General features: G+C 59.1%; 18 protein-coding genes. 14 read left to right on the forward strand and 4 right to left on the reverse strand.

The window, feature by feature from the left end; all coding sequences use genetic code 11:
* The first annotated feature begins 6 nt into the window (after positions 1–6).
* From GTU67_RS13555 to gcvP, 5 genes are all read left to right on the forward strand, one after another.
* Positions 7–2,268, forward strand: coding sequence for an arginine/lysine/ornithine decarboxylase (locus GTU67_RS13555; protein ID WP_185780595.1), 2,262 nt, complete (start codon positions 7–9; stop codon positions 2,266–2,268).
* Positions 2,250–3,512 (forward strand): BaiN/RdsA family NAD(P)/FAD-dependent oxidoreductase, encoded by a 1,263-nt coding sequence (locus GTU67_RS13560; RefSeq protein WP_283245262.1) that lies wholly within the window; start codon positions 2,250–2,252, stop codon positions 3,510–3,512. The genes GTU67_RS13555 and GTU67_RS13560 overlap by 19 nt, the downstream gene beginning before the upstream one ends.
* A gap of 16 nt (positions 3,513–3,528) precedes the next feature.
* Positions 3,529–4,614 carry a glycine cleavage system aminomethyltransferase GcvT gene (gene gcvT, locus GTU67_RS13565; RefSeq protein WP_185780596.1) on the forward strand — a complete coding sequence of 362 codons (1,086 nt, stop codon included), beginning with the start codon at positions 3,529–3,531 and terminating at the stop codon, positions 4,612–4,614.
* A 77-nt stretch (positions 4,615–4,691) separates the two neighbouring features.
* Positions 4,692–5,066, forward strand: a complete 375-nt coding sequence (gene gcvH / locus GTU67_RS13570; protein WP_185780597.1) for a glycine cleavage system protein GcvH — start codon at positions 4,692–4,694, stop codon at positions 5,064–5,066.
* Positions 5,067–5,073: 7 nt separating this feature from the next.
* Positions 5,074–7,971, forward strand: a complete 2,898-nt coding sequence (gene gcvP / locus GTU67_RS13575) for an aminomethyl-transferring glycine dehydrogenase (protein WP_185780598.1) — start codon at positions 5,074–5,076, stop codon at positions 7,969–7,971.
* A 92-nt stretch (positions 7,972–8,063) separates the two neighbouring features.
* Here the strand turns inward: gcvP and GTU67_RS13580 are convergent, their stop codons facing one another.
* Genes GTU67_RS13580 through GTU67_RS13590 form a run of 3 tightly spaced genes read right to left on the reverse strand, consistent with a single transcriptional unit; the run spans position 8,064 to position 9,828 of the window.
* Positions 8,064–8,582 (reverse strand): dihydrofolate reductase, encoded by a 519-nt coding sequence (locus tag GTU67_RS13580; protein ID WP_185780599.1) that lies wholly within the window; start codon positions 8,580–8,582, stop codon positions 8,064–8,066.
* 21 nt (positions 8,583–8,603) lie between these two features.
* Positions 8,604–9,398, reverse strand: a complete 795-nt coding sequence (locus tag GTU67_RS13585; protein ID WP_185780600.1) for a thymidylate synthase — start codon at positions 9,396–9,398, stop codon at positions 8,604–8,606.
* 7 nt (positions 9,399–9,405) lie between these two features.
* Positions 9,406–9,828, reverse strand: a complete 423-nt coding sequence (locus GTU67_RS13590; RefSeq protein ID WP_185780601.1) for an OsmC family protein — start codon at positions 9,826–9,828, stop codon at positions 9,406–9,408.
* Positions 9,829–10,115: 287 nt separating this feature from the next.
* Between GTU67_RS13590 and coq7 the strand changes: the two genes are divergently transcribed.
* The 9 genes from coq7 to GTU67_RS13635 all read left to right on the forward strand — a co-directional run bounded on the left by coq7 (position 10,116) and on the right by GTU67_RS13635 (position 22,545).
* Positions 10,116–10,778 (forward strand): 2-polyprenyl-3-methyl-6-methoxy-1,4-benzoquinone monooxygenase, encoded by a 663-nt coding sequence (coq7, locus tag GTU67_RS13595; protein WP_185780602.1) that lies wholly within the window; start codon positions 10,116–10,118, stop codon positions 10,776–10,778.
* A 517-nt stretch (positions 10,779–11,295) separates the two neighbouring features.
* A complete protein-coding gene (locus GTU67_RS13600) occupies positions 11,296–12,402 on the forward strand; it encodes an MraY family glycosyltransferase (RefSeq protein WP_185780620.1) in 1,107 nt (368 codons plus the stop codon).
* A 17-nt stretch (positions 12,403–12,419) separates the two neighbouring features.
* The gene (gene tviB / locus GTU67_RS13605; protein WP_221893381.1) at positions 12,420–13,694 is read left to right on the forward strand and encodes a Vi polysaccharide biosynthesis UDP-N-acetylglucosamine C-6 dehydrogenase TviB; all 1,275 of its coding nucleotides are present in this window, start codon (positions 12,420–12,422) and stop codon (positions 13,692–13,694) included.
* 9 nt (positions 13,695–13,703) lie between these two features.
* A complete protein-coding gene (locus GTU67_RS13610; RefSeq protein ID WP_185780603.1) occupies positions 13,704–14,729 on the forward strand; it encodes an SDR family oxidoreductase in 1,026 nt (341 codons plus the stop codon).
* A gap of 1 nt (position 14,730) precedes the next feature.
* Positions 14,731–16,071, forward strand: a complete 1,341-nt coding sequence (murJ, locus tag GTU67_RS13615) for a murein biosynthesis integral membrane protein MurJ (protein ID WP_249417723.1) — start codon at positions 14,731–14,733, stop codon at positions 16,069–16,071.
* A 56-nt stretch (positions 16,072–16,127) separates the two neighbouring features.
* Entirely contained in the window at positions 16,128–17,243 is a 1,116-nt protein-coding gene (locus GTU67_RS13620) for a glycosyltransferase family 4 protein (protein WP_185780623.1), read from the forward strand.
* 13 nt (positions 17,244–17,256) lie between these two features.
* Complete coding sequence (gene asnB / locus GTU67_RS13625) at positions 17,257–19,167, forward strand: asparagine synthase (glutamine-hydrolyzing) (RefSeq protein ID WP_185780604.1); 1,911 nt, start codon at positions 17,257–17,259, stop codon at positions 19,165–19,167.
* Positions 19,164–20,285 (forward strand): glycosyltransferase family 4 protein, encoded by a 1,122-nt coding sequence (locus tag GTU67_RS13630; protein WP_185780605.1) that lies wholly within the window; start codon positions 19,164–19,166, stop codon positions 20,283–20,285. The genes asnB and GTU67_RS13630 overlap by 4 nt, the downstream gene beginning before the upstream one ends.
* Positions 20,278–22,545 carry a glycosyltransferase gene (locus GTU67_RS13635; protein ID WP_185780606.1) on the forward strand — a complete coding sequence of 756 codons (2,268 nt, stop codon included), beginning with the start codon at positions 20,278–20,280 and terminating at the stop codon, positions 22,543–22,545. The genes GTU67_RS13630 and GTU67_RS13635 overlap by 8 nt, the downstream gene beginning before the upstream one ends.
* Here GTU67_RS13635 and GTU67_RS13640 read toward each other — a convergent pair.
* Entirely contained in the window at positions 22,534–23,925 is a 1,392-nt protein-coding gene (locus tag GTU67_RS13640; protein ID WP_185780624.1) for a phosphohexomutase domain-containing protein, read from the reverse strand. The genes GTU67_RS13635 and GTU67_RS13640 overlap by 12 nt on opposite strands.
* Positions 23,926–23,998: the final 73 nt, after the last annotated feature.

The raw sequence follows: 23,998 nt of genomic DNA on the forward strand, positions 1-23,998 counted from the left end.
AGGCGCATGAAATTCCGTTTTCCCATCGTCATCATCGACGAGGATTACCGTTCCGAAAATGCTTCGGGTCTGGGTATTCGCGCGCTAGCCGCTGCCATCGAGGCTGAAGGGGTCGAAGTGCTTGGGGTGACCAGCTACGGCGACCTCAGCTCGTTCGCCCAGCAGCAAAGCCGGGCCAGCGCATTTATTTTGTCGATCGACGATGAGGAATTCGACGTTGACTCTCCCGAAGACGTCGCCAACGCCATCAAGAACTTGCGTTCTTTTATTGGCGAGCTGCGGTTTCGCAACGAAGATATCCCTATTTATTTGTACGGTGAAACCCGCACGTCGCAGCACATTCCCAACGATATCCTGCGCGAACTGCATGGCTTCATTCACATGTTCGAAGATACGCCCGAATTCGTGGCGCGTCACATCATCCGCGAAGCGCGTGCCTACCTCGACGGCCTGGCGCCGCCGTTTTTCCGCGAGCTGGTCAAGTATGCGTCTGACGGGTCGTATTCGTGGCACTGCCCTGGGCACTCGGGCGGGGTGGCGTTCCTGAAAAGCCCTGTCGGGCAAATGTTTCACCAGTTTTTTGGCGAGAACATGTTGCGTGCCGACGTGTGCAATGCGGTCGACGAACTGGGGCAACTGCTTGACCATACCGGGCCGGTCGCCGAGTCCGAACGCAACGCGGCGCGTATTTTTAACGCCGATCACTGTTTCTTCGTGACCAACGGTACATCGACGTCGAACAAAATTGTGTGGCATGCCAACGTCGCGAATGACGACATTGTTGTGGTCGACCGCAATTGCCATAAATCAATTTTGCACGCCATTACCATGACGGGCGCCATCCCGGTGTTTTTGCGCCCAACGCGTAATCACCTGGGCATTATTGGCCCTATTCCCCTCGAAGAGTTCGAGCCCGAGTCCATCCGGGCCAAAATCGAAGCCAACCCCTTTGCGCGCGACGTTAAAAACCAGCGTCCGCGCATCATGACCATTACGCAAAGCACGTACGACGGCGTCAGCTACAACGTCGAGATGATCAAAGAAAAGTTGGGTTCCGAAGTCGATACCTTGCACTTTGACGAGGCCTGGATCCCGCACGCGGCGTTCCACGAGTACTACAAAGACATGCACGCTATTGGCAAAGACCGGCCGCGCAGTAAAGATGCCATGGTGTTTGCCACGCACTCTATTCACAAGCTGCTGGCGGGTTTGTCGCAGGCTTCGCAAATTACAGTGCAAGAGCCCGAGAACCGCAAGCTCGACCGCAACGTGTTCAACGAGGCGTACCTCATGCACACGTCTACTTCACCGCAGTACGCCATTATTGCGTCGTGCGACGTCGCCGCCGCCATGATGGAGCCCCCGGGGGGCACCGCCATGGTCGAAGAAAGCATCAAAGAGGCGCTCGACTTTCGTCGGGCCATGCGCAAGGTCGAATCCGAATTCGGCAAAAACGATTGGTGGTTCAAGGTGTGGGGCCCCAAGCGCCTTGTGCCCGATGGCATTGGCAGCCGCGAAGACTGGATGCTTGAAGCTGACGACGAGTGGCATGGCTTTGGCCCGCTGGCCAAGGGCTTCAATATGCTCGACCCTATCAAGGCCACTATTGTCACGCCCGGCCTCGACATTTCGGGTACGTTTGCGCCAACCGGTATTCCGGCTGCGCTGGTGTCCAAGTACCTGGCCGAGCACGGCGTGGTCATCGAAAAGACCGGGCTTTATTCGTTCTTCATCATGTTTACCATCGGCATTACCAAAGGCCGCTGGAACACGATGTTGACCGCGCTGCAGCAGTTTAAAGACGACTACGATCGCAACCATCCGTTGTGGCGCATCTTGCCCGATTTCTGCAAAGAAAATCGCCGCTACGAGCGCATGGGCTTGCGTGATTTGTGTCAGCAAATTCACGAAGCCTATCGAGACCACGATGTCGCGCGCCTGACGACCGAAATGTATCTCAGCGACATGGTCCCGGCCATGAAGCCGTCCGATGCCTACGCCAAAATGGCCCACCGCGAGGTCGAGCGCGTATCTATCGACGAGCTCGAAGGTCGGGTAACCGGCGTGTTGCTGACGCCTTACCCGCCCGGCATTCCGTTGCTCATTCCGGGCGAACGGTTCAATTCGCGCATTGTTCATTATTTGCAGTTTGTACGCGAGTTCAACGCCCGTTTCCCGGGGTTCGAAACTTATGTGCATGGTTTGGCCGAAGATATCGGCCCCGACGGCCAGCCTCGCTACTACGTTGACTGCCTGCGCGAAGACTAAGCGTGTCGCGCGCTGACTTCGATGTCGCCATCGTGGGGGCCGGTGCGGCCGGCATGATGGCGGCGTCTGTTGCCGGCCAGGGCGGTTTGCGCGTGGTGCTCATCGATCACGCGACTCGCCTGGCCGAGAAAATCCGTATTTCGGGCGGGGGGCGGTGCAATTTCACCAATATTGGCACCACGCCCGCCAATTTCATTTCGCAAAACCCGCATTTTTGCCGTTCGGCCCTGGCGGGTTACACCCCAGAAGACTTTCTTAAACTGGTACGCAGCTACCGTATTGCCTGGCACGAAAAGCACCGGGGGCAGCTGTTTTGCGATGATTCCAGCGAGTCCATTATCGACATGCTGCGTGCTGAATGTGACGCGGGCGGTGTGGCCTGGCGCATGCCTTGCACCGTGCACGACATCGGCCACGATACCTCCCGCTTTGTGCTGTCTACCGACAGCGGCACGATCCGGGCCGGCCAGTTGGTGATGGCCACCGGCGGGATGGCGATCCCGCAGCTGGGCGCAACCGATTTTTCGTTAAAAATTGCGCGCCAGTTTGGGCTGAAAGTCGTCGAGCCACGGCCTGCATTGGTGCCCTTGCTGTTTGACCCCGACCACTGGAAACCTTTTGCCGACTTAAGCGGTGTGGCGCTCGAGGTCAACGTCAGCTGCGGGCAAACAGGCCGCAAAGGCGAGGGTGGCCAGTTCCTCGAAGACCTGCTGTTCACCCATCGCGGTTTGTCGGGCCCGGCTATTTTGCAGATCTCCAGCTATTGGCAACCCGGCCAAGCCATTCATATCGACCTGGCTCCCGGTCAGCCAATCGAGCAGCTTTTGCTCGACGCGAGGCCGGGCAACAAACAACAATTGTCAACGGTGTTGGCCGGGCTATGGCCGCGTCGTTTGGCCGAGCAGTGGCTGGCGCATATGCCCGGGTACGACGGGCAGGCGGGTGCCGTCCGTTTGGCCGATGCGTCAAACCGTTTTTTGCGCGACCTTTCTCAACGTGTGCACCAATGGGCGCTTGCCCCCACCGGCACGGCTGGTTATAAAAAGGCAGAGGTCATGAAGGGCGGCGTCGATACGCAGGGCTTGAATCAGAAGTCCATGCAGGCCAAAGCGGTGCCCGGGCTTTATTTTGTGGGCGAGGCGGTTGACGTGACTGGCTGGCTTGGCGGCTATAACTTTCAATGGGCGTGGTCTTCGGCGGTGGCCTGCGCCAGGGCGCTTATCGCAACGGCGCGCCCGGTATAAGCATTGGCGGGGTGGTATGGCAAACGTTTTAAAACACACGGCATTACACGACGCGCACCTTAGCGCGGGGGCCCGCATGGTCGACTTTGCCGGGTGGTCGATGCCGTTGGCCTATGGGTCTCAGCTCGAAGAGCATCACGCGGTACGTCGCGATTGCGGCATGTTCGATGTCTCGCACATGCGGGCGGTCGATATCCAGGGCGATGGCAGTTTGCCGTTTTTGCGTCGGCTGTTGGCCAACGATGCCGCGCGGGTCCAGCGCCCCGGTCAGGCCATGTACAGCTGCATGCTCAACCCCGAAGGCGGTGTTATCGATGACCTGATCGTTTATCGTCACGCCGAAGACTCGTGGCGCACCGTACTGAACGCGGCCACGGCCGACGCAGACCTTGACTGGATGCATCGCGTCGCTCACGAAGAGTACTTCAACGTTCAGGTTATCCCCCGCTCCGACTTATCCATGCTGGCCTTGCAGGGCCCAAGCGCCCGCTCGATGCTGCATCAGGTATGGCCGCAATGGGCCGACGTCGTGTCGGCTGTGCAGCCCTTTGGATCAACTATTTTGCCCGACGACATCCTGGTCGCCCGAACCGGCTACACCGGTGAGGACGGCTACGAAATTACCGCGCCGTCGCCCGTCATCGTGACGTTGTGGGCCACCTTGCTGGGCGCCGGGGTAAAGCCTTGTGGCCTGGGTGCACGCGATACCCTGCGCCTCGAGGCCGCGCTTAATTTGTACGGTCAAGACATGGACGAAAGCGTCAATCCCTACGAGTGCGGCCTGGGCTGGACGGTGTCCTTGCACGATCCGGACCGCGAGTTCGTAGGTCGCGATGCGCTCGAAATCGCGCCAAAAGGCCGCGTTCGTGTTGGTGTCGAACTGCTCGATCGTGGCGTAATGCGGGCCGGCATGGTGGTCAACACGCCGCTCGGCGAGGGTGAAATCACCAGCGGCACGGTGTCGCCTACGCTGGGGCATTCGATTGCGTTGGCCCGGGTGCCGGCGGGGCTGGCGGTCGGTCAGGCGGTCAAAGTACGTATTCGCGACAACTGGTTGTCGGCGCGGGTCGTCCAGCTTCCGTTTGTTCGCTCCCAGACGTAAGCTACGCAGCCGGCCCGGCTTACGCTATGCTTGTCATTATTTTTCAGAACACAGTTTTCCAGAACAAAGAGGTTTGAATGAATTTGCCAAACGATCGTAAATACACCGCGTCGCACGAATGGGTAAAAGCCGATGGCGATGTTCTGGTGGTCGGCATCACCGACAACGCCCAAGACCAGTTGGGCGACCTGGTGTTCGTCGGTGACTTCAAGGTAGGCAATACGCTGAAGGCCGGCGACACTGCCGGCGTCGTCGAGTCGGTCAAGGCCGCGTCCGACATTTACGCGCCGGTGGCCGGCGAGATCGTCGAATTCAATACCGCCCTCGAAGGTCAGCCCGAGCTGATCAACGCGTCGGCCTACGAGGCGTGGATATTCAAGATTCGCCCCGCCAATGCGGCCGACCTCGACGGCCTGCTCGACGCCGAAGGCTATCGGCAGGCCCAAGGGTAAGCGGTCTATGCAGCACGGCGCCCAAAACCTCAACCCTTTTGCGGCCCGTCATATTGGGCCTTCGGCGCCAGAACAGGCGCACCTGCTTTCGGTGGTTGGGGCACACAGCCTTGCCGACCTCATCGAAAAAGTTGTCCCCCAGGGCATTCGTGACAACCGTTTGTCGTTGCCCGAGCCGCTGTCTGAAGCGGCTGCGCTGCGCCAGGTAGCTGCACTGGCCAGTCAAAACGCATTGTTTCGCAGCTATATCGGGCAGGGGTACTACGGCACGCATACGCCACCTGTCATTCAGCGCAACATCCTCGAGAACCCGGCGTGGTACACAGCGTACACGCCTTACCAGCCCGAAATTTCCCAGGGGCGCCTCGAAGCACTGCTTAACTTTCAAACCATGGTGGCCGACCTGACCGCCATGGATATCGCCAATGCCTCGTTGCTCGACGAGGCAACAGCCGCGGCCGAAGCCATGGGTATGGCCCTGCGCAATGCCACCGGGCCAAGCCGCTGTTTCTTCGCGTCTGTGCATTGTCATCCGCAAACGCTGGCGGTGCTGCATACCCGCGCGCAGGCCATGGGCATCGAGCTCAAGGTGGGTGACGAGGCCGACGGGTTGCCCGACTGCTTTGGCGTTTTATTGCAGTATCCGCACTCGTTGGGCGGGGTCGTCGATTACGCCGGGTTGGTTAGCCAGGCGCATCAGGCGGGAGCTACGGTGGCGGTGGCTACCGATTTATTGGCGCTGGTGCTGCTGACGCCGCCAGGGCAGTGGGGTGCCGACATCGTTGTAGGTTCGGCGCAGCGTTTCGGTGTGCCCATGGCGTATGGCGGGCCGCATGCCGCATTCATGGCCTGTCGCGAGGCCTTGCGCCGGCATTTGCCCGGTCGCCTGGTGGGGGTGTCTGTCGATTCGCAAGGCAACCCGGCCTTGCGCCTGGCCCTCCAAACGCGCGAGCAGCACATCCGTCGCGAGAAGGCGACTTCAAATATCTGTACCGCCCAGGTGCTGTTGGCCGTGATGGCCGGCATGTATGCGTTGTGGCATGGTCCCGACGGTCTTCGGTCAATTGCCGCCCAGGTGGCCGACAGTACCGCATTATTGCGTCGTACGCTCGAAGCCCTGGGCTGGCGGGTGGTTAATGCCGCCCAGTTCGACACCCTGCACATCGCCACAGGTCGCCAAACTCAAGCCTTGCTGCAGGCGGCGCAAGCCCGGCATATCAATTTCAGGCAAGCGGGTCCCGACAGTCTTGCCATTTCGCTCGACGAAACTGTCGAATTGACCGATGTGCAAGATATTTTGGCGGTTTTTGCCGACGTCTCGGCCGAACCCGCGCAGGCACACGAAACAATCGCTGGCTTACTGGGTTCGTTCAAGCCGCAGCCCGTCGGTGCGCTGTTAGCGCAGCTCTTCCCGGCGGCCCTGCAGCGTACCGCCCCGGTGCTTGCCCACCCGGTGTTTTCGTCCATCAAGTCCGAAACCGACATGTTGCGCTACCTGCGCACCTTGGCCGACAAAGACCTGGCGCTTGACCGCACCATGATCCCGCTGGGGTCGTGCACCATGAAGCTTAACGCGACAGCCGAAATGCTCCCCATTACCTGGGCGGCTTTTTCGCAGCTGCACCCGTTTGTGCCGCTCGAGCAGGCGCAGGGTTACCATCAATTAATTGAGCAGCTGTCGGCCTGGCTATGCGAAATCACCGGTTACGACGCCATTAGTCTGCAGCCCAATTCGGGCGCCCAGGGCGAGTACGCCGGCTTGCTGGCCATTCGCGCCTGGCACCGTGCACGCGGGCAGGGCCACCGGAATATTTGCCTTATTCCCTCGTCCGCCCACGGCACTAATCCGGCTTCGGCGCAAATGGCGGGCTTCGAGGTACGGGTGGTGCAGGCCGACGAGCACGGCAATATCGACATGCACGACCTTGAGCACAAGGTGGCGCAGGCCGCCGACGCTCTTGCGGCGGTCATGATCACGTATCCGTCAACGCATGGTGTTTTCGAAGAGGCCGTTGTACAGCTGTGCGATATCGTGCACCGTGCGGGGGGCCAGGTTTACCTTGATGGCGCCAACATGAACGCCATGGTGGGTGTGGCCAAGCCGGGCCTGTTCGGCGCCGATGTGTCGCACCTTAACCTGCATAAAACGTTTTGTATTCCGCATGGCGGCGGTGGGCCGGGTGTTGGGCCTGTCGCGGTCAAAGCGCATCTGGCCCCTTACTTGCCGGGTGTTTCCGGCGCGCGGGGTATTGTGCCCAACGACCCTTGCGGGCCAGTGTCGGCTGCGCCGTACGGGTCGGCCGGTATTTTGCCCATACCGTATTTGTACATTGCCATGATGGGTGCGCAGGGTCTGCATAACGCCACGGCCGTGGCCATATTAAATGCCAACTATATTGCGGCGCGCTTGCGCGGCCATTACCCGGTTCTGTATTCGGGGCGTGGCGGCTGGGTGGCCCACGAATGCATTATCGATTTGCGTCCCTTCAAAGACAGCGCCGGTATCCAGGTCGAAGACGTTGCCAAACGCCTTGTCGATTACGGTTTTCATGCGCCGACCATGAGCTTCCCGGTGCCCGGCACGCTAATGATCGAACCGACCGAATCCGAAGGGTTGGCCGAGCTCGACCGCTTTATCGATGCCATGATCTCGATTCGCGCAGAAATTGCCTGCATCGAATCGGGCGGGTGCGATGCCGAAAACAATGTGCTTAAAAATGCGCCTCACACCGCGCAAATGCTGCTGTCCGACAGCTGGCGCGCACCGTACTCTCGCGAGCAGGCCGCGTATCCGCTGGCAAGGCTAAGGCAGTCGAAGTATTGGTCGCCTGTGGCGCGTGTCGATAACGTTTACGGCGACCGCAACCTGTTTTGTGCCTGCCCGCCTTGGCAAGCCGGGCAATAGCACTTGGGCAGTAACGCGCTTTGGCGGTTTAATGACTTCCGGCCCCGGCAGCCTTGGTGTCTTGGCGCACCAAGACGGCCCGCCGGCAAGCACTACGGGGCCAGGTCTACCCGTTTATAGGTCACAAAATCGTACGTGTAGCCGTTCTCGGGGGGCTGGGGTAACCGCTCGGTTTCTTGCCATTGCCCCGCAGGCAGTTCCGGAAAGAAAACATCGCCCGCGATCTCGGCATGTACTTCTGTGGCAATAATTTCGTCGATGTAGGGCAGGGCGTCGGTAAATATTTGTGCGCCGCCAATAATGCAAATTTCGGTTTCGTGGCTGCAGGCGGCCAACGCCAAATCCAGCCCGGTGAATACTTCGGCGCCTGGTGCCGCAAAGGCGGGGTCGCGGCTGATGACAATATTACGTCGCTTGGGCAGCGGCCTTCCTAACGATTGCCAGGTTTTGCGTCCCATAATAATGGGCTGGCCCAGCGTATTCTTTTTAAAGTGTTGCAGGTCGGCCGGCAAGTGCCAGGGCAGGGCGTTGTCTTTGCCAATAACGCGGTTGCGCGAATACGCAACAACGCACTTGATACGAGGCGATTGGGGTATGTGGGCCAGTGTCATAAGGGGTGTGCAAGCTTGCCGTTACACGGCAACCGGCGCCTTGATATGCGGGTGGCTCTGGTAGTCCAGTACTTCGAAGTCTTCGTAGGCATAGTCAAACAAGGTGGCCGGGTGGCGCTTGATGTTTAGCTTGGGGTACGGATACGGGTCGCGCGCAAGCTGTGTCTCGACTTGCTCGAAGTGGTTGCTGTACAGGTGGCAGTCGCCGCCTGTCCAGACAAAATCGCCGACATCAAGGTTGCATTGCTGTGCCACCATATGGGTTAGCAGGGCGTAGCTGGCAATATTAAAGGGCACACCTAAAAAAATATCGGCGCTGCGCTGGTACAGCTGGCATGACAGCTTGCCATCGGCCACGTAAAACTGGAAGAAGGCGTGACACGGCGGCAGCGCCATGTTGGGGATGTCGCTGACGTTCCAGGCCGACACAATCAGCCGGCGAGAATCGGGGTTGCTTTTTATTTGATCAACCACCTGGCTGATCTGGTCAATATGGCCGCCATCGGGGGTAGGCCAAGACCGCCATTGCACGCCGTATACCGGGCCAAGGTCGCCGTCTTCGCGCGCCCATTCGTCCCAAATACTAACGCCGTGCTCTTTCAGCCAGTTTACGTTGCGCCCGCCCTGCAAAAACCACAGCAGTTCGATAAAAATGCTTTTGGTGTGCAGTTTTTTGGTGGTGACCAACGGGAAACCTTCGGCCAGGTTGAAACGCATCTGGTAGCCGAATACCGATCGGGTGCCGGTGCCGGTGCGGTCGGTTTTTTGTACCCCGTGGGTGTACACGTGGCGCATGAAGGTTTCGTACTGGTTCATTGGGGGCTCAGGTATTGACGACGGTAATGGTGTGCGTAATTTCGGCCGTTTTGGCCAGCATGGCCGTGGCCGAACAGTACTTTTCGTGTGAAAGCTTTACGGCGCGCTCGACGGCGGCGTCGGGCAGGTTGGCGCCCGTGACCGTAAAGGCAAAATTGATGCGTGTGAATACTTTCGGGTCGGTGTCGGCGCGCTCGGCCGTAAGTTTGACCTGACAGCCGCTTACGGCGTGCCGGCCGCGCTTTAATATAAGCACTACGTCGTACGCGGCGCAGCCGCCGGCGCCGGTCAGCATCATTTCCATAGGGCGCGGGGCCAGGTTGTTGCCGCCGCCTTCGGGGGCACCGTCCATGGCGGTTACGTGTCCGCTACCCGTACGGGCAACAAAAAGCATGCCTTCGGGGCCACCCCAGTCAATTGTGCATTCCATGGCAAAAATCCAGCATCGAAGAAAAGCTTCAATATTAATCCATATCATCGTCACTACGCCGGTACGCGCGTAGGCCGACGCACAGAGATACTGGCTGGCTGGCGCGTCAATATGTTGCGGCCGCCTACGGGGCAGGGCAATAGCCTGCCGGATTGACCCGTGTCCCGTTTACAACGCCGGCTAACGTGGCCCCGCACAGGTCGGGTATTTTGTAGAATTCAGGGATACCAGCCGGCAGGGTGTTCACATCGCCCCAGGCCGCCATGCTGTATTTAAAGGATGCTCGTATGACTGCTGTTAAACCCATGCAACGCCAGTTCAGCCCGGTTGACCAATGTCTGGCCGAAGCCGGGCGGGCGCTTGAGGTGTTGGCGGGCGCCGCCCATGCCTCGCGGCCCAATCCCGCCGGGCGGCCCACCGCCGCAGATCGTGCGCTATCCGAAACCGAACAACACCATGCGGCGGGCCTGATGCGAGTCAATCATGTGGGTGAGGTGTGCGCGCAGGCGTTGTACCGCGGGCAGGCGCTTTTTTGTCCCGATGCAGCAACGCGCAAGATGCTTTACGACGCGGCCGGCGAAGAGGTTGATCACCTGGCCTGGTGCGCGGATCGTCTTAAAGAGCTTCATAGCCGGCCCAGCTACCTGAACCCGCTATGGTACGCCGGTTCTTTTGCATTGGGGGTGGTGGCCGGGCGTGCCGGCATTGGCCGCAATCTGGGTTTCATGGCCGAAACCGAAACCCAGGTCGAGCACCACCTTGAAAGCCATTTGTCGATGTTGCCCGACAACGATGTGCGTTCGCGCAAAATTGTCGAGCAGATGCGTGACGACGAAATCAGCCATCGTCAAACGGCCGAAAAACACGGCGCGCTGCCGTTGCCGGCCCCCCTTAAAGCGGGCATGAAACTCATGGCCAAAATCATGACCACCACGGCTTATCGGGTGTAGTGTGTGGCGCGCGCATGCCTTTTTTGTAACAAAACAAAAAGCTGCAAAAAAGCTATTGACCTAGGGTTTGCCCTAGTCTACAATTTGCCTAATGTTTGAAGCTTAAACGTATTTGAACAGGCCGTTGCAAGTTAACGCGGTTGTTGTAAAAAAGCAGGGAAATAAAATTTTTCTTGCAACGCAACAAAAGTTTAAATACAATGCTTCTATCGGATGTCGAAACGCAGCGCAAGGGGGTTAACCCTAGTTTTAGCGCAGTGTGGCTCAGGTAACTACCTTCGTAGCCCGACATGCCCAGGTTGTCTCCTCCACCCTCCTCCTTTGGTGGATTTAGCCCGAGATCTCTCGATCTCGGGCTTTTTTTTGCCCAGGTGTTCCATATTTAAATACAGTAACAATTTTCAGTAGCATCTTATTGCATGCAAGTGGCACCATTGTTACAGATCCACTGCATAATTAGCGTTTATCTGTATTGCGTTGTAGGTAATTTGTGAACACACCTCAAACTTGGGACACCCTGACGTGGCTCTACATTTGTATCGTCGCCTTTATGGTGGGCGGTCTTATCGTGGCGTCCGAGCGCTGGCACGGCAAGCTTACGGGGGATTCCGACCTGAACAAGCCCCAGGCTTCGCATTCGCGCGCCACGCCGCGTGTGGGTGGGCTTGCCGTTGTTGCAGGTAGTTTGGCGGGGTTGCTGGTATTGGGCCCCAGCAACATGACGCTTACCTGGCTGTGGCCGGTACTGTTTATTGCGGCCATGCCCGTTTTCGTCGCGGGCCTCCTCGAAGACATCACCAAAGACATCGGCGCCAGCAAGCGTTTGCTGGCGGCCTTTCTTTCCGCTGCTATTGCCTGGTGGCTCATCGGCGGAGTTTCTCGCGTGGGCTTTTCCAGCGTCGACTGGTTGCTGGCGTACTGGCCCGTTTCGCTGTTGTTCACCATGGTTGCGGTGGGCGGCTGTACGCACGCGCTTAATATTGTCGACGGCATGAACGGTCTGGCCGGTATGGTGGCAACGCTCATGGCCATATCCATCGGTCTGGTGGCGCTGCAAGTCCAAGATATTCCCATCTTTCTTATTGCTGCAGCGCTGGCGTCTGCCACGCTGGGTTTCCTCGTCTGGAACTTCCCCTTCGGACGGGTGTTTCTGGGCGACGGCGGGGCGTATTTTCTGGGGTTCATGCTGGCCGAACTCGCGGTTCAGTTAGTGGTTCGCAACCCCGGGGTTTCGCCGTTTTATGCCCTGGCCGTTTTGTTTTACCCGGTATTCGAAACCCTCTTCTCAATCTGGCGTCGTCGCTTCAAGCGCGGCACACCTATCGACCAACCCGATGCCTTGCATTTGCACCAGCTGGTGTTCCGCCGGCTGGTACGCGTTACGTTCAGCCGCGACGGCCGTCATGCGGTACCGGCATTGTGCAATGCCATGACATCGCCTTACTTGTGGGTGCTCACCCTTATCGGTCTGGTGCCGGCCACTATCTGGTGGGACAACACCTTGATCCTGTGCATCAGCCTTGTTGTGTTTGCGTCGGTGTACATCTGGATTTACTCGCGCCTGGTGTCTTGGCGTCGCCCCTCTTGGTTACTGTTGCCGTCTATCGGTCGTCACACTAAATAATTTTCTGGAGATCAATTTTGCAACTTCAAGACGTAAAACTTGCTGTGGTTGGCCTGGGCTATGTGGGCCTGCCTCTGGCCGTCGAATTCGGTAAAAAACGTTCTGTTATTGGCTTTGATATCAATGCGCGGCGTATTGCCGAACTGAAAACGGGTAAAGATCACACGCTCGAAGTTGAAGAGTCCGAACTTGCCGAAGCCAGTGGATTGGTATTCAGTCACGAAGCATCCCAGCTGGGTCAGGCCAATGTCTTTATTGTGACGGTGCCCACGCCCATCGACGACTACAAGCAACCCGACCTGACACCGCTGATTCGTGCCAGCGAAACCATTGGTAAAGTGCTCAAGCGCGGCGATATTGTTATTTACGAGTCTACGGTTTACCCGGGGGCCACCGAAGAAGACTGCGTGCCTGTGCTCGAGCGGGTTTCGGGTTTGAAATTCAACGTCGATTTTTACGCGGGTTACAGTCCCGAGCGTATCAATCCGGGCGACAAGCAGCACCGCGTGTCCACCATCAAAAAGGTGACATCCGGCTCGACCCCCGAAGTGGCTGACCTGGTCGATGCCCTCTATGGTGAAATCATCGTGGCCGGTACGCACAAAGCGCCGTCCATCCGCGTCGCCGAGGCCGCCAAAGTTATCGAGAACACCCAGCGCGACGTCAATATCGCGCTTATCAACGAACTGGCCCTGATTTTCAACAAAATGGGTATTGACACCCAGGCCGTGCTCGAGGCGGCCGGCACCAAGTGGAACTTTCTGCCGTTCCGCCCCGGTTTGGTGGGCGGGCACTGCATTGGCGTTGACCCTTACTACCTTACGCACAAAGCCCAGGCTATTGGCTATCACCCCGAAATCATTTTGGCAGGCCGGCGTCTCAACGACGCCATGGGCAGCTACGTTGTGTCGCAGCTGGTCAAGGCCATGACCAAAAAACGTATTCAGGTGCAAGGTTCGCGCGTGCTGGTCATGGGGCTTACGTTTAAAGAGAACTGCCCCGACCTGCGCAATACCCGCGTGGTCGATATTGTTCGCGAACTGGGCGAATACAACATCGAAGTCGATGTTTACGACCCCTGGGTGTCGGCCGAAGAGGCCGTGCACGAGTACGGCATTACACCGGTGCCCTCGGCCGTCAATGGCAAGTACGACGCCGTCATCCTGGCGGTTGCCCACCATCAGTTTGTCGACATGGGTGCTCAGGCAATTCGTGCCTTGGGTAAGCCCGATCATGTGCTGTACGACCTGAAGTATGTGTTGTCGGCCGACGAAGCCGATTTGCGTCTGTAAGGGGCAGGCATGACGACACGTTATTCAGAAGTTCTTGAAAACCTGCGCGCCCAGCCTAAACGCTGGCTGGTCACCGGGTGCGCCGGCTTTATCGGCTCCAACCTTGTCGAAACCTTGCTTGAACACGGCCAAACCGTTGTCGGGCTCGACAATTTTGCTACGGGCCATCAGCGCAACCTCGACGAGGTCAAACAAAATGTGGGGCCCGAGGCCTGGGTGCGATTTAGTTTCATCGAAGGCGATATCCGTAATCTTGATGCCTGCCATCAGGCCGTGCAGGGCGCAGACTACGTTTTGCATCAGGCGGCACTGGGGTCGGTACCCCGTTCGCTTAATGACCCCATCACCAGCAACGAAGTGAATGTTTCCGGCTTTTTGAACATGCTTGTTGCGGCGCGCGATGCGCAGGTCAAGTCGTTTGTTTATGCGGCATCCAGCTCTACCTATGGCGATCACGAAGCGCTTCCCAAGGTCGAAGACCGTATCGGTCGCCCGTTGTCGCCGTATGCCGTCACCAAGTACGTCAACGAACTTTACGCCGACGTATTCGCGCGTTCGTACGGGTTCAATACCATTGGCCTGCGGTACTTCAACGTATTTGGCCGTCGGCAAGACCCCAATGGCGCCTATGCTGCAGTCATCCCCAAATGGGTGGCCGCCATGATCAAAAACCAAGATGTCACCATCAATGGCGACGGCGAAACCAGCCGCGACTTCTGCTTCATCGAGAACGTCATCCAGGCCAATATTTTGTCAGCCACGGCTACCGGCGACGCCGTCAACCAGGTTTATAACGTGGCCTTCAATGCGCGCACCAGCCTGAATCAATTGTTTGGCTATTTGGCCAATACCTTGTCCGAGAATGGCATTCAGTACGCCAAGTCGCCGGTATATGGCAATTTTCGCGCCGGCGACGTCCGTCATTCGCAAGCCGACATTGGCAAGGCCCAACGGCTACTGGGTTACGCCCCGGCCTACGATATCGTCAACGGCCTGAAAAAGGCGATGCCCTGGTACGTTCAGTTTCTGGGTTGACTTGAGCTTCCTGTCCCGAAAACTTGCCCGGCTGGGTGACGATCACCAGCGCATCGCCAAAGCAGCACTGCGGGTCGCCCTGTTCTTGTTGCTGGGCAAGTTTGCAGGGGCGGCCAAAGAAATGGCCGTGGCGTACCGCTACGGTGTGTCCGATGCCGTCGACGCCTATCAGTTCACGCTGACACTGGCCAGTTGGCTGCCGGTTACGCTGGTGGGGGTGCTGTCGGTTGTACTGATACCCGTGTTGGTGCGTACCCGACGCGAGCCCGACCAGGCCCGCAACCAGTTTTTGTCCGAGCTTCAAGCCTGGTCGATTGCGCTGGGTACAGTGCTGGCCGTGTTGATATACACCGCATGGCCGTGGGTGCTTGATTTTGCCGGGCAGGGGTTAAGCCCGCAAACCCGTGCCATGAGCCTGCAACTGACCTGGGCATTTGCGCCGGCAGCGCTGCTGACCTTGGTTGCAGGGATTAGTGCGGCGCGTTTGCGTGCCCACGAGCGGCACCTGAACACCTTGCTTGATAGCGTGCCGGCGGTTGTTATCCTGATCTGGGTCTTGCTGGCCGGGGTCGTTGACAATGTCGGGCCGCTGCTGTGGGGTACGTTGGTTGGTTATTTTTTGCAGTCGGTGCTGTTGCTGTGGCTGGCGGGGCGGGCCGATAAAACATTGGCATTGCCGCAGTTCGGGTTCGGGTCGTCTCATTGGCCCGAACTGGTCAAGGCTGCAGGGGTCATGCTTGTTGGTCAAGTGGCCATGAGTTTTGTCGGCCCCATCGACCAATACACGGCTGCTTCGTTGGGCGACAACACCAACGCTACATTAGGTTATGCGACACGGCTGTTGGCGCTGGTGCTGGGTGTGGGGGCAGCGTCGGTCGGTCGGGCTGCGTTGCCGGTGCTGGCCGATATTCATAGTCGGGGTGATGCGGTCTACGGCAGGCGCGTTGCCCTGAAGTGGTCAGTCGCCATGCTGGCTGCTGGGGCGGCTGCCACGTTGGCCGGGTGGTGGCTGTCGCCATACGGGGTTGCGTTGTTGTTTGAGCGTGGTGCGTTTACCGCCGACGATACGCAGCGTGTTACCGAAGTATTGCGATGGGGGCTGTTGCAGTTGCCCTTCTATTTCGGGGTGCTCATTTTGGTGCAGTTGCTGGCCAGTCAGAACCGCTATCGGCTTATGGCCGCCATTGCCGTGGCAAATTTTGCCGTAAAAGCAGCCATGAACGCTGTGCTGGCGCCCGTGTACGGCGCCCAGGGCATCATGCTGGCAACCGCCTTCATGTATGCCTCGTCGTATGTGTGCTATGCGGTTGCCGCCTTGCGGTATCGGCCTGCAACCGTATAGTTTTCAATATGTTTTTGGGTTGTGTTGTGTCTAAAAAGAAGTCTGCGCCGCATTTGATGATTGTGATCCACTCCCTGAGCGGGGGTGGGGCCGAGCGCGTCACCGCCGACCTGGGCGCCTACTGGTACAGGCAGGGCTACCAGGTTACTGTGGTCACTCAGGCCGATGCTTCGTCCGACGCCTATCCGTTGCAAGCGGGCATAGCCCGCATTGTGCTGGGTACAGCCGGGGCCAGCCGTGGGCAGGTCAGTGCCTTGTTGGCCAACATCCGTCGCGTGTTCAAGTTGCGCCGCGTCATCCGGCGTGTGCGGCCCACGCTCGTCCTGGGCATGATGACCACTTCATCGGTTCTGGCCGTGGCCGCCGCGCGCGGGTTGCCGTGTCGCGTCATTGCTACCGAGCACACGCACCCGCCATCGCAAGAGCTTTCGACATTCTGGCTGCGCATGCGTCGTTGGGCTTATCCGCGCGCGGCAAGGGTGGTGGCGCTTACGTCGGGTACGGCGCAATGGTTGTCACAACATGTGCCGGGCTCGAAGGTTTGCGTCATCCCCAATGCAGTACGCTGGCCACTTGACGCGACTGACCCGTGCGTCGAGCCGCCCGAGCGGCATGGTCGCAAGCGTTTGCTGGCGGTTGGCCGCCTGCATCCGCATAAAGGATTCGATCTTCTATTAACTGCGTTCGCCGCCATCGCAAAGTATTTGCCCGATTGGGACTTGACCCTGTTGGGCGAGGGGCCTGAACGCGAAACCCTGCAAGCGCAAATCGAGGCGCTTGGCCTGGCCGATCGGGTCACGATGCCGGGTCGTGTCGGTAATGTCGGTCAATGGTACGAGCAGTCTGATCTTTACGTGCTTAGTTCGAGGGTCGAAGGGCTGTCGAATACCTTGCTTGAGGCCATGGCCAGCGGGCTGGCGGCAGTGGCCTTCGATTGCGAAACAGGCCCGCGTGAAATCGTCCGTCATGGCATCGACGGCGTCTTGGTCAGCCCGTCTGAAGACGTCGACGCCTTGGCGGCCCATTTGTCCGACCTCATGGCCCGCCCGCAAAAGCGCGAGGCCATGGCCAGGCGCGCCATCGATGTGCGCGACCGCTTTTCGTCGGCCCGGGTCATGGCGCTGTGGCGGCAGGTATTCGTCGACGCCGCCGATCCGGGTAAAACAGCCTGAATAAAGGGTAGCTATGTGTGGAATTGTTGGGGCCTGGGGCCCACTGAACGACCGGCAGAATGTTCTGGCTAACAGCCGCAAAGTCATGAAGCATCGCGGGCCGGACAGCCAGGGCTATTGGGAAGACGCCGACGCCAATATTGGCCTGGGCCATGTGCGGCTGGCCATTATCGACTTGTCCGAAGCCGGTCACCAGCCCATGGTGTCGGCATGCGGTCGTTATGTGGTTGTGCTTAATGGCGAAATCTATAACCATTTGGCCTTGCGCGAGCTGCTGCAGGTGCAAAGCCGTGCACCCGACTGGCGTGGCCACTCCGACACCGAAACCTTGCTGGCGGCCATTGCCGCCTGGGGCCTCGAAACCACGTTGCAGTCGCTGGTGGGTATGTTTGCCTTTGCGGTCTGGGATCGCGACGCCCGTACGCTGTCTTTGGCGCGCGACCGGATGGGCGAAAAGCCGCTGTATTGGGGCCATGCCGGCGAAGCGCTGGTTTTCGCGTCAGAGCTCAAAGCGCTGCGTGGCATGCCGGGTTTCAATACCGCGCCCGACAAAACCGCACTGACGCTGATGATGCGTCACAACTATATTCCGGCGCCGTTTAGCGTTTACGAAGACATCAAAAAGCTGCCGCCTGGCCACTACATTACCCTTACCGCCGAAGATTGCCGTCAGCGTAGTCTGCCGCCTTCCTCGGCCTATTGGTCTGCGCGCCAGGTGGCCGAAGAGGGCAAAGCGCAGGCCTTGAGCTTTTCCCGCGAAGAAGATGCCGTCGACGCGCTTGAAGAGGTATTGACGACGGCGATTCGTGGCCAAATGATGGCCGACGTGCCTTTGGGGGCGTTCTTGTCCGGCGGAGTCGATTCGTCGCTGGTTGTGGCCTTGATGCAGGCGCTGAGCGCCAACGCCGTCAATACCTATGCCATTGGTTTCGAAGAGCCCGCCTTTAACGAAGCCGAATACGCGCGTGAAGTGGCCGCGCATCTGGGAACACGGCACACCGAACTGTACGTTTCGGCGCAAGATGCTCTTGATGTCGTGCCGCGTTTGCCCGACATTTACGACGAGCCTTTTGCCGACTCTTCCCAGATCCCCACAGTGTTGCTGATGCAAATGGCCAGCCAGCACGTCACTGTGGCCTTGTCGGGCGACGGTGGCGACGAGCTGTTTGGCGGTTATTCGCGTTATCAGCGCGCGCAGCGCTGGTGGGACAAGCGCAGCAGTATGCCGGGTCTGATGCGCAAGCCTTTTGGGTCGCTGGCGCAAACGCTGGGCCGGGCGCTGCCCGGAAACAGCGCCGGGCAGCTCGATAAATTCGGTCGTCTGATGCACGCCGAGGGCTCGGGGCCGTTTTACCGCCAGTTTGTGTCGTATTGGGAAGACCCTTCCGCGGTGATCAACGGCGGTCGTCTGGCGCCCACAGTGTTTGACCAGCCCAGTGGCTTGCCGTTCGCAGACCACATGATGCTGCTCGATACCCAGACCTATCTGCCTGACGACATTCTCGTCAAGGTCGACCGGGCGGCAATGGCCGCCAGCCTGGAAACGCGCGTCCCTTTACTGGACCACCGCGTGTATGCGTTTTCGCAGCGTCTGACGCCGCAATACAAGTTTCGCGATGGGCAGGGCAAATGGTTGTTGCGGCAAGTGCTTTATCGCCATGTGCCCGAAGTGCTCATTGACCGGCCCAAGAAGGGGTTTGGCGTACCTGTCGGGCAGTGGCTGCGCGGTCCATTAAAAGACTGGGCGCAAAGTTTGCTCGACCCAGCGCACCTGGCGCGCCATGGTGTTTTCAATGCCGAGCCTGTCACGAAAAAATGGCAGTCGCATTTAGCGGGGCATCATGATTGGAGCGCCCATTTATGGGGGGTGTTAATGACGCAGGCCTGGCTTGACGCGCAATCGAACGAAGGCCTCTCGGCATGAAAATCGCGCTCCTGGTCAGCTCGATGAATGCAGGCGGTGCCGAACGTGTTGCGGCAACGCTGTGCAACGCCTGGGCGTCGCAGGGTCATCACGTGCTGCTCATGCCGACCTACCCCGTCAAGGGACATAGTTTTTATCCGCTGGCATCAAATGTGCGGGTTGAATGGTTGGCTGATCGATTAGGTGCCGGCGCTCGTTCGTGGCGTTCGCCGTTTTTAAAGTTATGCCAGATGCGCCGGTTTGTGTCCGACGAGCAGCCTGATGTTGTTGTTTCCTTCCTGACCAATGTCAACGTCATGACGTTATTGGCCACTTGGGGGCTGACTGTGCCTGTCGTGGTATGCGAGCGTACCAATCCGGCATTCAGCGACAGTAGCGGGCCTGTATTGTCGATGTTGCGCCGATGGCTGTACCGACGCGCAGCGGCGGTTTGCGTTCAAACCCAGGCAACGGCCAGCGCTTTTGCGCAGATGGTGCCGCACATGCCCAGTCTCGACGTACTGCCCAATCCGATGCCGCCGGAACTCGACGGCATGGCGCTTTCGTCGCTTATGCCCGATGACAGCGGTCGTTTCCGTCTTGTCGCCATGGGTCGGTTTATGCCCAACAAGCAATTCGACCGTTTGATTGATATGTTTTCGCGCATTCACACCGATTTCCCGCAGTGGGATCTTTATATTTTTGGCGACGGCCCCATGCGTGAAGGGCTCGAATTAAAGGTTCAGCAAATGGAGCTATCGGGTAGGGTGCATATGCCGGGGCGCACGACGTCGCCGTGGATTGAGCTGCAAAAGGCCAGTGCGTTTGTCATGACGTCCTCTGTAGAGGGGTTTCCCAATGTATTGCTCGAGGCGATGGCCCTTGGGCTGCCCGCTGTTGTGTACGACTGCCCCAGTGGTCCACGTGAACTGACCGAAGACGGTCAACATGCTGTGTTGGTGGCGTTAGGCGACGAAGACAAGTTTGTCGCGGGTTTGCGCACCTTGTTGGGCGATGCCGCCCAACGGCAAAAGCTGGGTAAAGTGGCGGCGCAGTCGGTGCGGGCCCGATTCAGCCTGCCTGCTGTGGTCAAGCAATGGGGCGGGGTTCTTTCCAGGGTTACAAAGCACAATGACTGATACGACCGTTTTGCATATCGTTCATATCATCTCCGGGCTTGGGCATGGCGGCGCCGAAACCGTATTGCACCGCTTGCTGACGGCGTCCGACCAAAAAGACCGCCACACCGTCATTTCCATGACGGACGACGGCGTGTTCGGCCCGCGATTGCGCGAGGCCGGTGTCAATGTGTTGACGCTAGGCATGCCCTCGGGCCGGCTGACTTTTGCCGGCCTGCGCGAGATGTATCGCCTGTTGCGCCAGCTGTCACCCGATGTCGTACAAACCTGGATGTACCATGCGGATCTGGTCGGTGGCGTGGTTGCCCGCCTTGCCGGTATTCGGGCTGTTTCCTGGGGCATTCGTAATTCGGGGGCCAACCTGCACAAGGCCAGTCGTGTCAGTCGTGCCATTGCATGGCTGTGCGCCCGCACTTCGGGGATGATTCCAGCAGCTATTGTGGCCTGCGCCGACAACGCCGCCCACCGGCATAAGTCGTGGGGGTATCGGGCCAATCTTTTTCGCGTCATCCCCAATGGTTACGACTTGTCGCGCTGGAAGCCCGATCCTGAGGTGCGTTTGCGCATGCGGTCGCAGCTTCATGTGTCGCTCGATACACCTTTGGTGGGGTGTGTAGCGCGCTGGAACCCGCTGAAAGATCATGCCAATTTGTTGGCTGCCGTGGCGCGCAGCGCACAAGCCCACCCCAAACTGAAACTGGTCTTGGTCGGCCACCAGGTCGACGAAAACAATGCGCAGCTCATGTCGCTTGTCGAGCAGCACGGCCTGCGCGACCGGGTACTGCTGCTGGGCCGTCGCGACGACGTGCCCGACATCATGAAGGCGCTGGATATTCATGTGTTGTCCAGTTGTGCCGAAGGGTTTCCCAACGTGGTGGCCGAGGCGATGGCCGTAGGGGTTGCCAATGTAGTGACCGATGTCGGCGATGCATCGCGTATTGTCAGTACCTTGGGTTGGGTCGCGCCGCCCCAAGACAGCCAGGCCTTGTCCGATGCGCTTAGCCAGGCATTGGCGCAATTGGGCACGCCCGATATGGCGACCCGGCTTCAAAAAGGGCGCGAGCGCGTGGCCCGATTCTTCAGTTTGTCGGCGATGGTGGAAGCGTACCGTGCGCACTGGCACGAACTGGCCGGGCGTCGCCGCCTGATGTTTGCGATCAATAACCCCGCGTTTTTCCTGTCGCATCGTCTGCCGCTGGCTTTGGCGGCACGTGAGGCCGGCTTTGACGTGCATGTCGCCACAATGGATGGCCCGACCGTGCCGCAAATTCAGGCGCTGGGTTTTCGCCATCATGTCATTCCCATGTCGCGTAGCGGCCGTAACCCGTTTCGCGAGTTTCTGACCATGCTGGCCTTTCGTCGCCTGTTTGTTCAGCAGCGCCCCGCCATCGTGCACGCGGTCACCATCAAGCCTTTGCTGTATGGCGGCATAGCAGCGCGCCTGGCTAAAGTACCGGCGTTTATCGGTGCGGTATCGGGGCTGGGCTTTGTGTTTACCGGGGGCGACCCTAAACGCAATCTTATTCGTTGGGCGGCAACACGGTTGTACCGTCTGGCGCTGGGCCATCCGCACAGCCGGGTCATTTTCCAGAACAGCGGCGACCGCGATATGTTGCAGTCGGCCGGGGCCTTGCGGCCCGGGCAGGTGGTCATGATCCGAGGGTCGGGTGTTGACCTGGACGAGTTTCCGGCACTGCCGGAACCCGGGGGTGCGCCCGTGGCGATTATGGTGTCGCGTTTGCTGCACGACAAAGGCGTCAACGAATTCGTCGAAGCAGCGCGTCTGACGCGAGGGCATCCGTCGGGCCTGCGCTGGGTATTGGTGGGCAGCCCCGACGTCATCAACCCGGCCAGCGTCACAGAAGACACGCTGAAAGCCTGGCAGCAAGAGGGTGTGGTGGAGTGTCTGGGCGAGCGCACCGATATTGCCGAGCTGTATCAGTCGGCGCATATCGCCGTATTGCCCTCGTACCGCGAAGGCTTGCCCAAGTCGCTGATTGAAGCGGCGGCCAGCGGCCGTGCGGTGGTGACTACCGATGTGCCGGGTTGCCGCGATGCCATCGAGCCTGGCGAAACCGGTGTGCTGGTGCCTGCGCGCGATGCGCGGGCGCTGGCCGATGCGGTGGTACGCCTGGCCGAAAACCCCGAGCTACGTCAACAAATGGGCCGGGCCGGCCGACAACTGGCCGAACGTGTGTTCGACATCAGACTCGTCCAGCAGGCCCACTTGCAACTGTATGAATCGTTGTTAAAACGGTAAGCGGGCGTGTGGTGCCAGAGCCAGCAGCGCATCACGGAACTCAGTCTGGATGCGTTTGAGGGCTTGTTCGTTGTCGCCCTCGAAGCGCAGCACCACAACGGGTGTAGTGTTCGAGGCGCGGGCTAACCCGAAGCCATCGTTATATTCGGCGCGAACGCCATCAATCGTGTTGATTTCGGTAGCTGTGGCAAAACGGCCTTCGGTTTGAAGCCGTGCAATCAACGCGTGCGGTTCGCCCTCATTCATTTCAATCTTCAGCTCGGGCGTTGACACGCCTTGGGGCAACGCTTCCAGCAGGGCGGACGCGTTCGCCTGGCGAGACACAATTTCCAGCAACCGGGCGCCGGTGTACAGCCCGTCGTCGAAGCCGAACCAGCGTTCTTTGAAGAAGGTATGGCCGCTCATTTCGCCGGCTAGTGGCGCGCCGGTTTCCGCCAGCTTGGCCTTGATCATCGAGTGACCGGTTTGCCACATAAGGGGCTGGCCGCCAGCGGCCCGAATGGCCTGAGCAACGTGACGGCTGCACTTCACGTCGAAAATAATCGTGGCGCCCGGCTCACGCTGCAGCACGTCTTGCGCATACAAAATGAGCTGGCGGTCGGGCCAGATGATTTCCCCTGACTTGGTGACTACGCCTAGTCGGTCGGCGTCGCCGTCAAAGGCCAGGCCCAGTTCGCAGTCGGTGGTTTTTACGGTGTGGATCAGGTCTTGCAGATTGTGCGGGTCGGCCGGGTCGGGGTGGTGATTAGGGAAGTTGCCGTCGACCTCACAAAAGAGTTCGATAACGTTGCAACCCAACGCCCGGAACAGCTCGGGCGCTACGGCGCCGCCGACACCGTTGCCGCAATCGATGGCGATCTTCATGGGCCGTGTCAGTTTGACGTCGCCGACAATGCGCTGGATGTAGTCGGTAATGGGTGCATAGTGTGCGCCCTTGCCGGGTGTTGCAGCGACCGGCAGGTCACCGTGGTTCATGGCGGCTTTCAGGGCTTGCACGCCCGCGCCATACAACGTTTTGCCGGCCATCATCATCTTGAAGCCGTTGTAGTTGGGCGGATTGTGGCTGCCGGTAATTGCAACGCCCGAACCTGTTTTCTTGGTGTGCGCGGCAAAGTACACCAGCGGCGTAGGTACGCAGCCCAAGTCCAGCGTATTGACGCCGCCGGCCTGAATGCCGCCTTGTAATGCTTGCGACAGCGCCGGGCTGCTCAAGCGGCCGTCGTATCCCACAACCAGCGTATCAACGCCTTCTTTAATGGCTTGTTGGGCTAGCGCCAGGCCCAGGTGGTGGGCAAAGTCGGGGTTGATCTGTTCGGGTACCGTGCCACGAATATCGTAGGCTTTGAAAACAGCGTCGGGAAAAGAAGGGGTCGTCACAATAGATCCTGATGAACCGTGGGGTTAAAAGCGGTCCAATTATGGCATAGGCTTAAAATGGAAAATGACTGTCTAC

Source organism: Pusillimonas minor (assembly GCF_014237865.1).
GTDB lineage: Bacteria > Pseudomonadota > Gammaproteobacteria > Burkholderiales > Burkholderiaceae_B > Neopusillimonas > Neopusillimonas minor.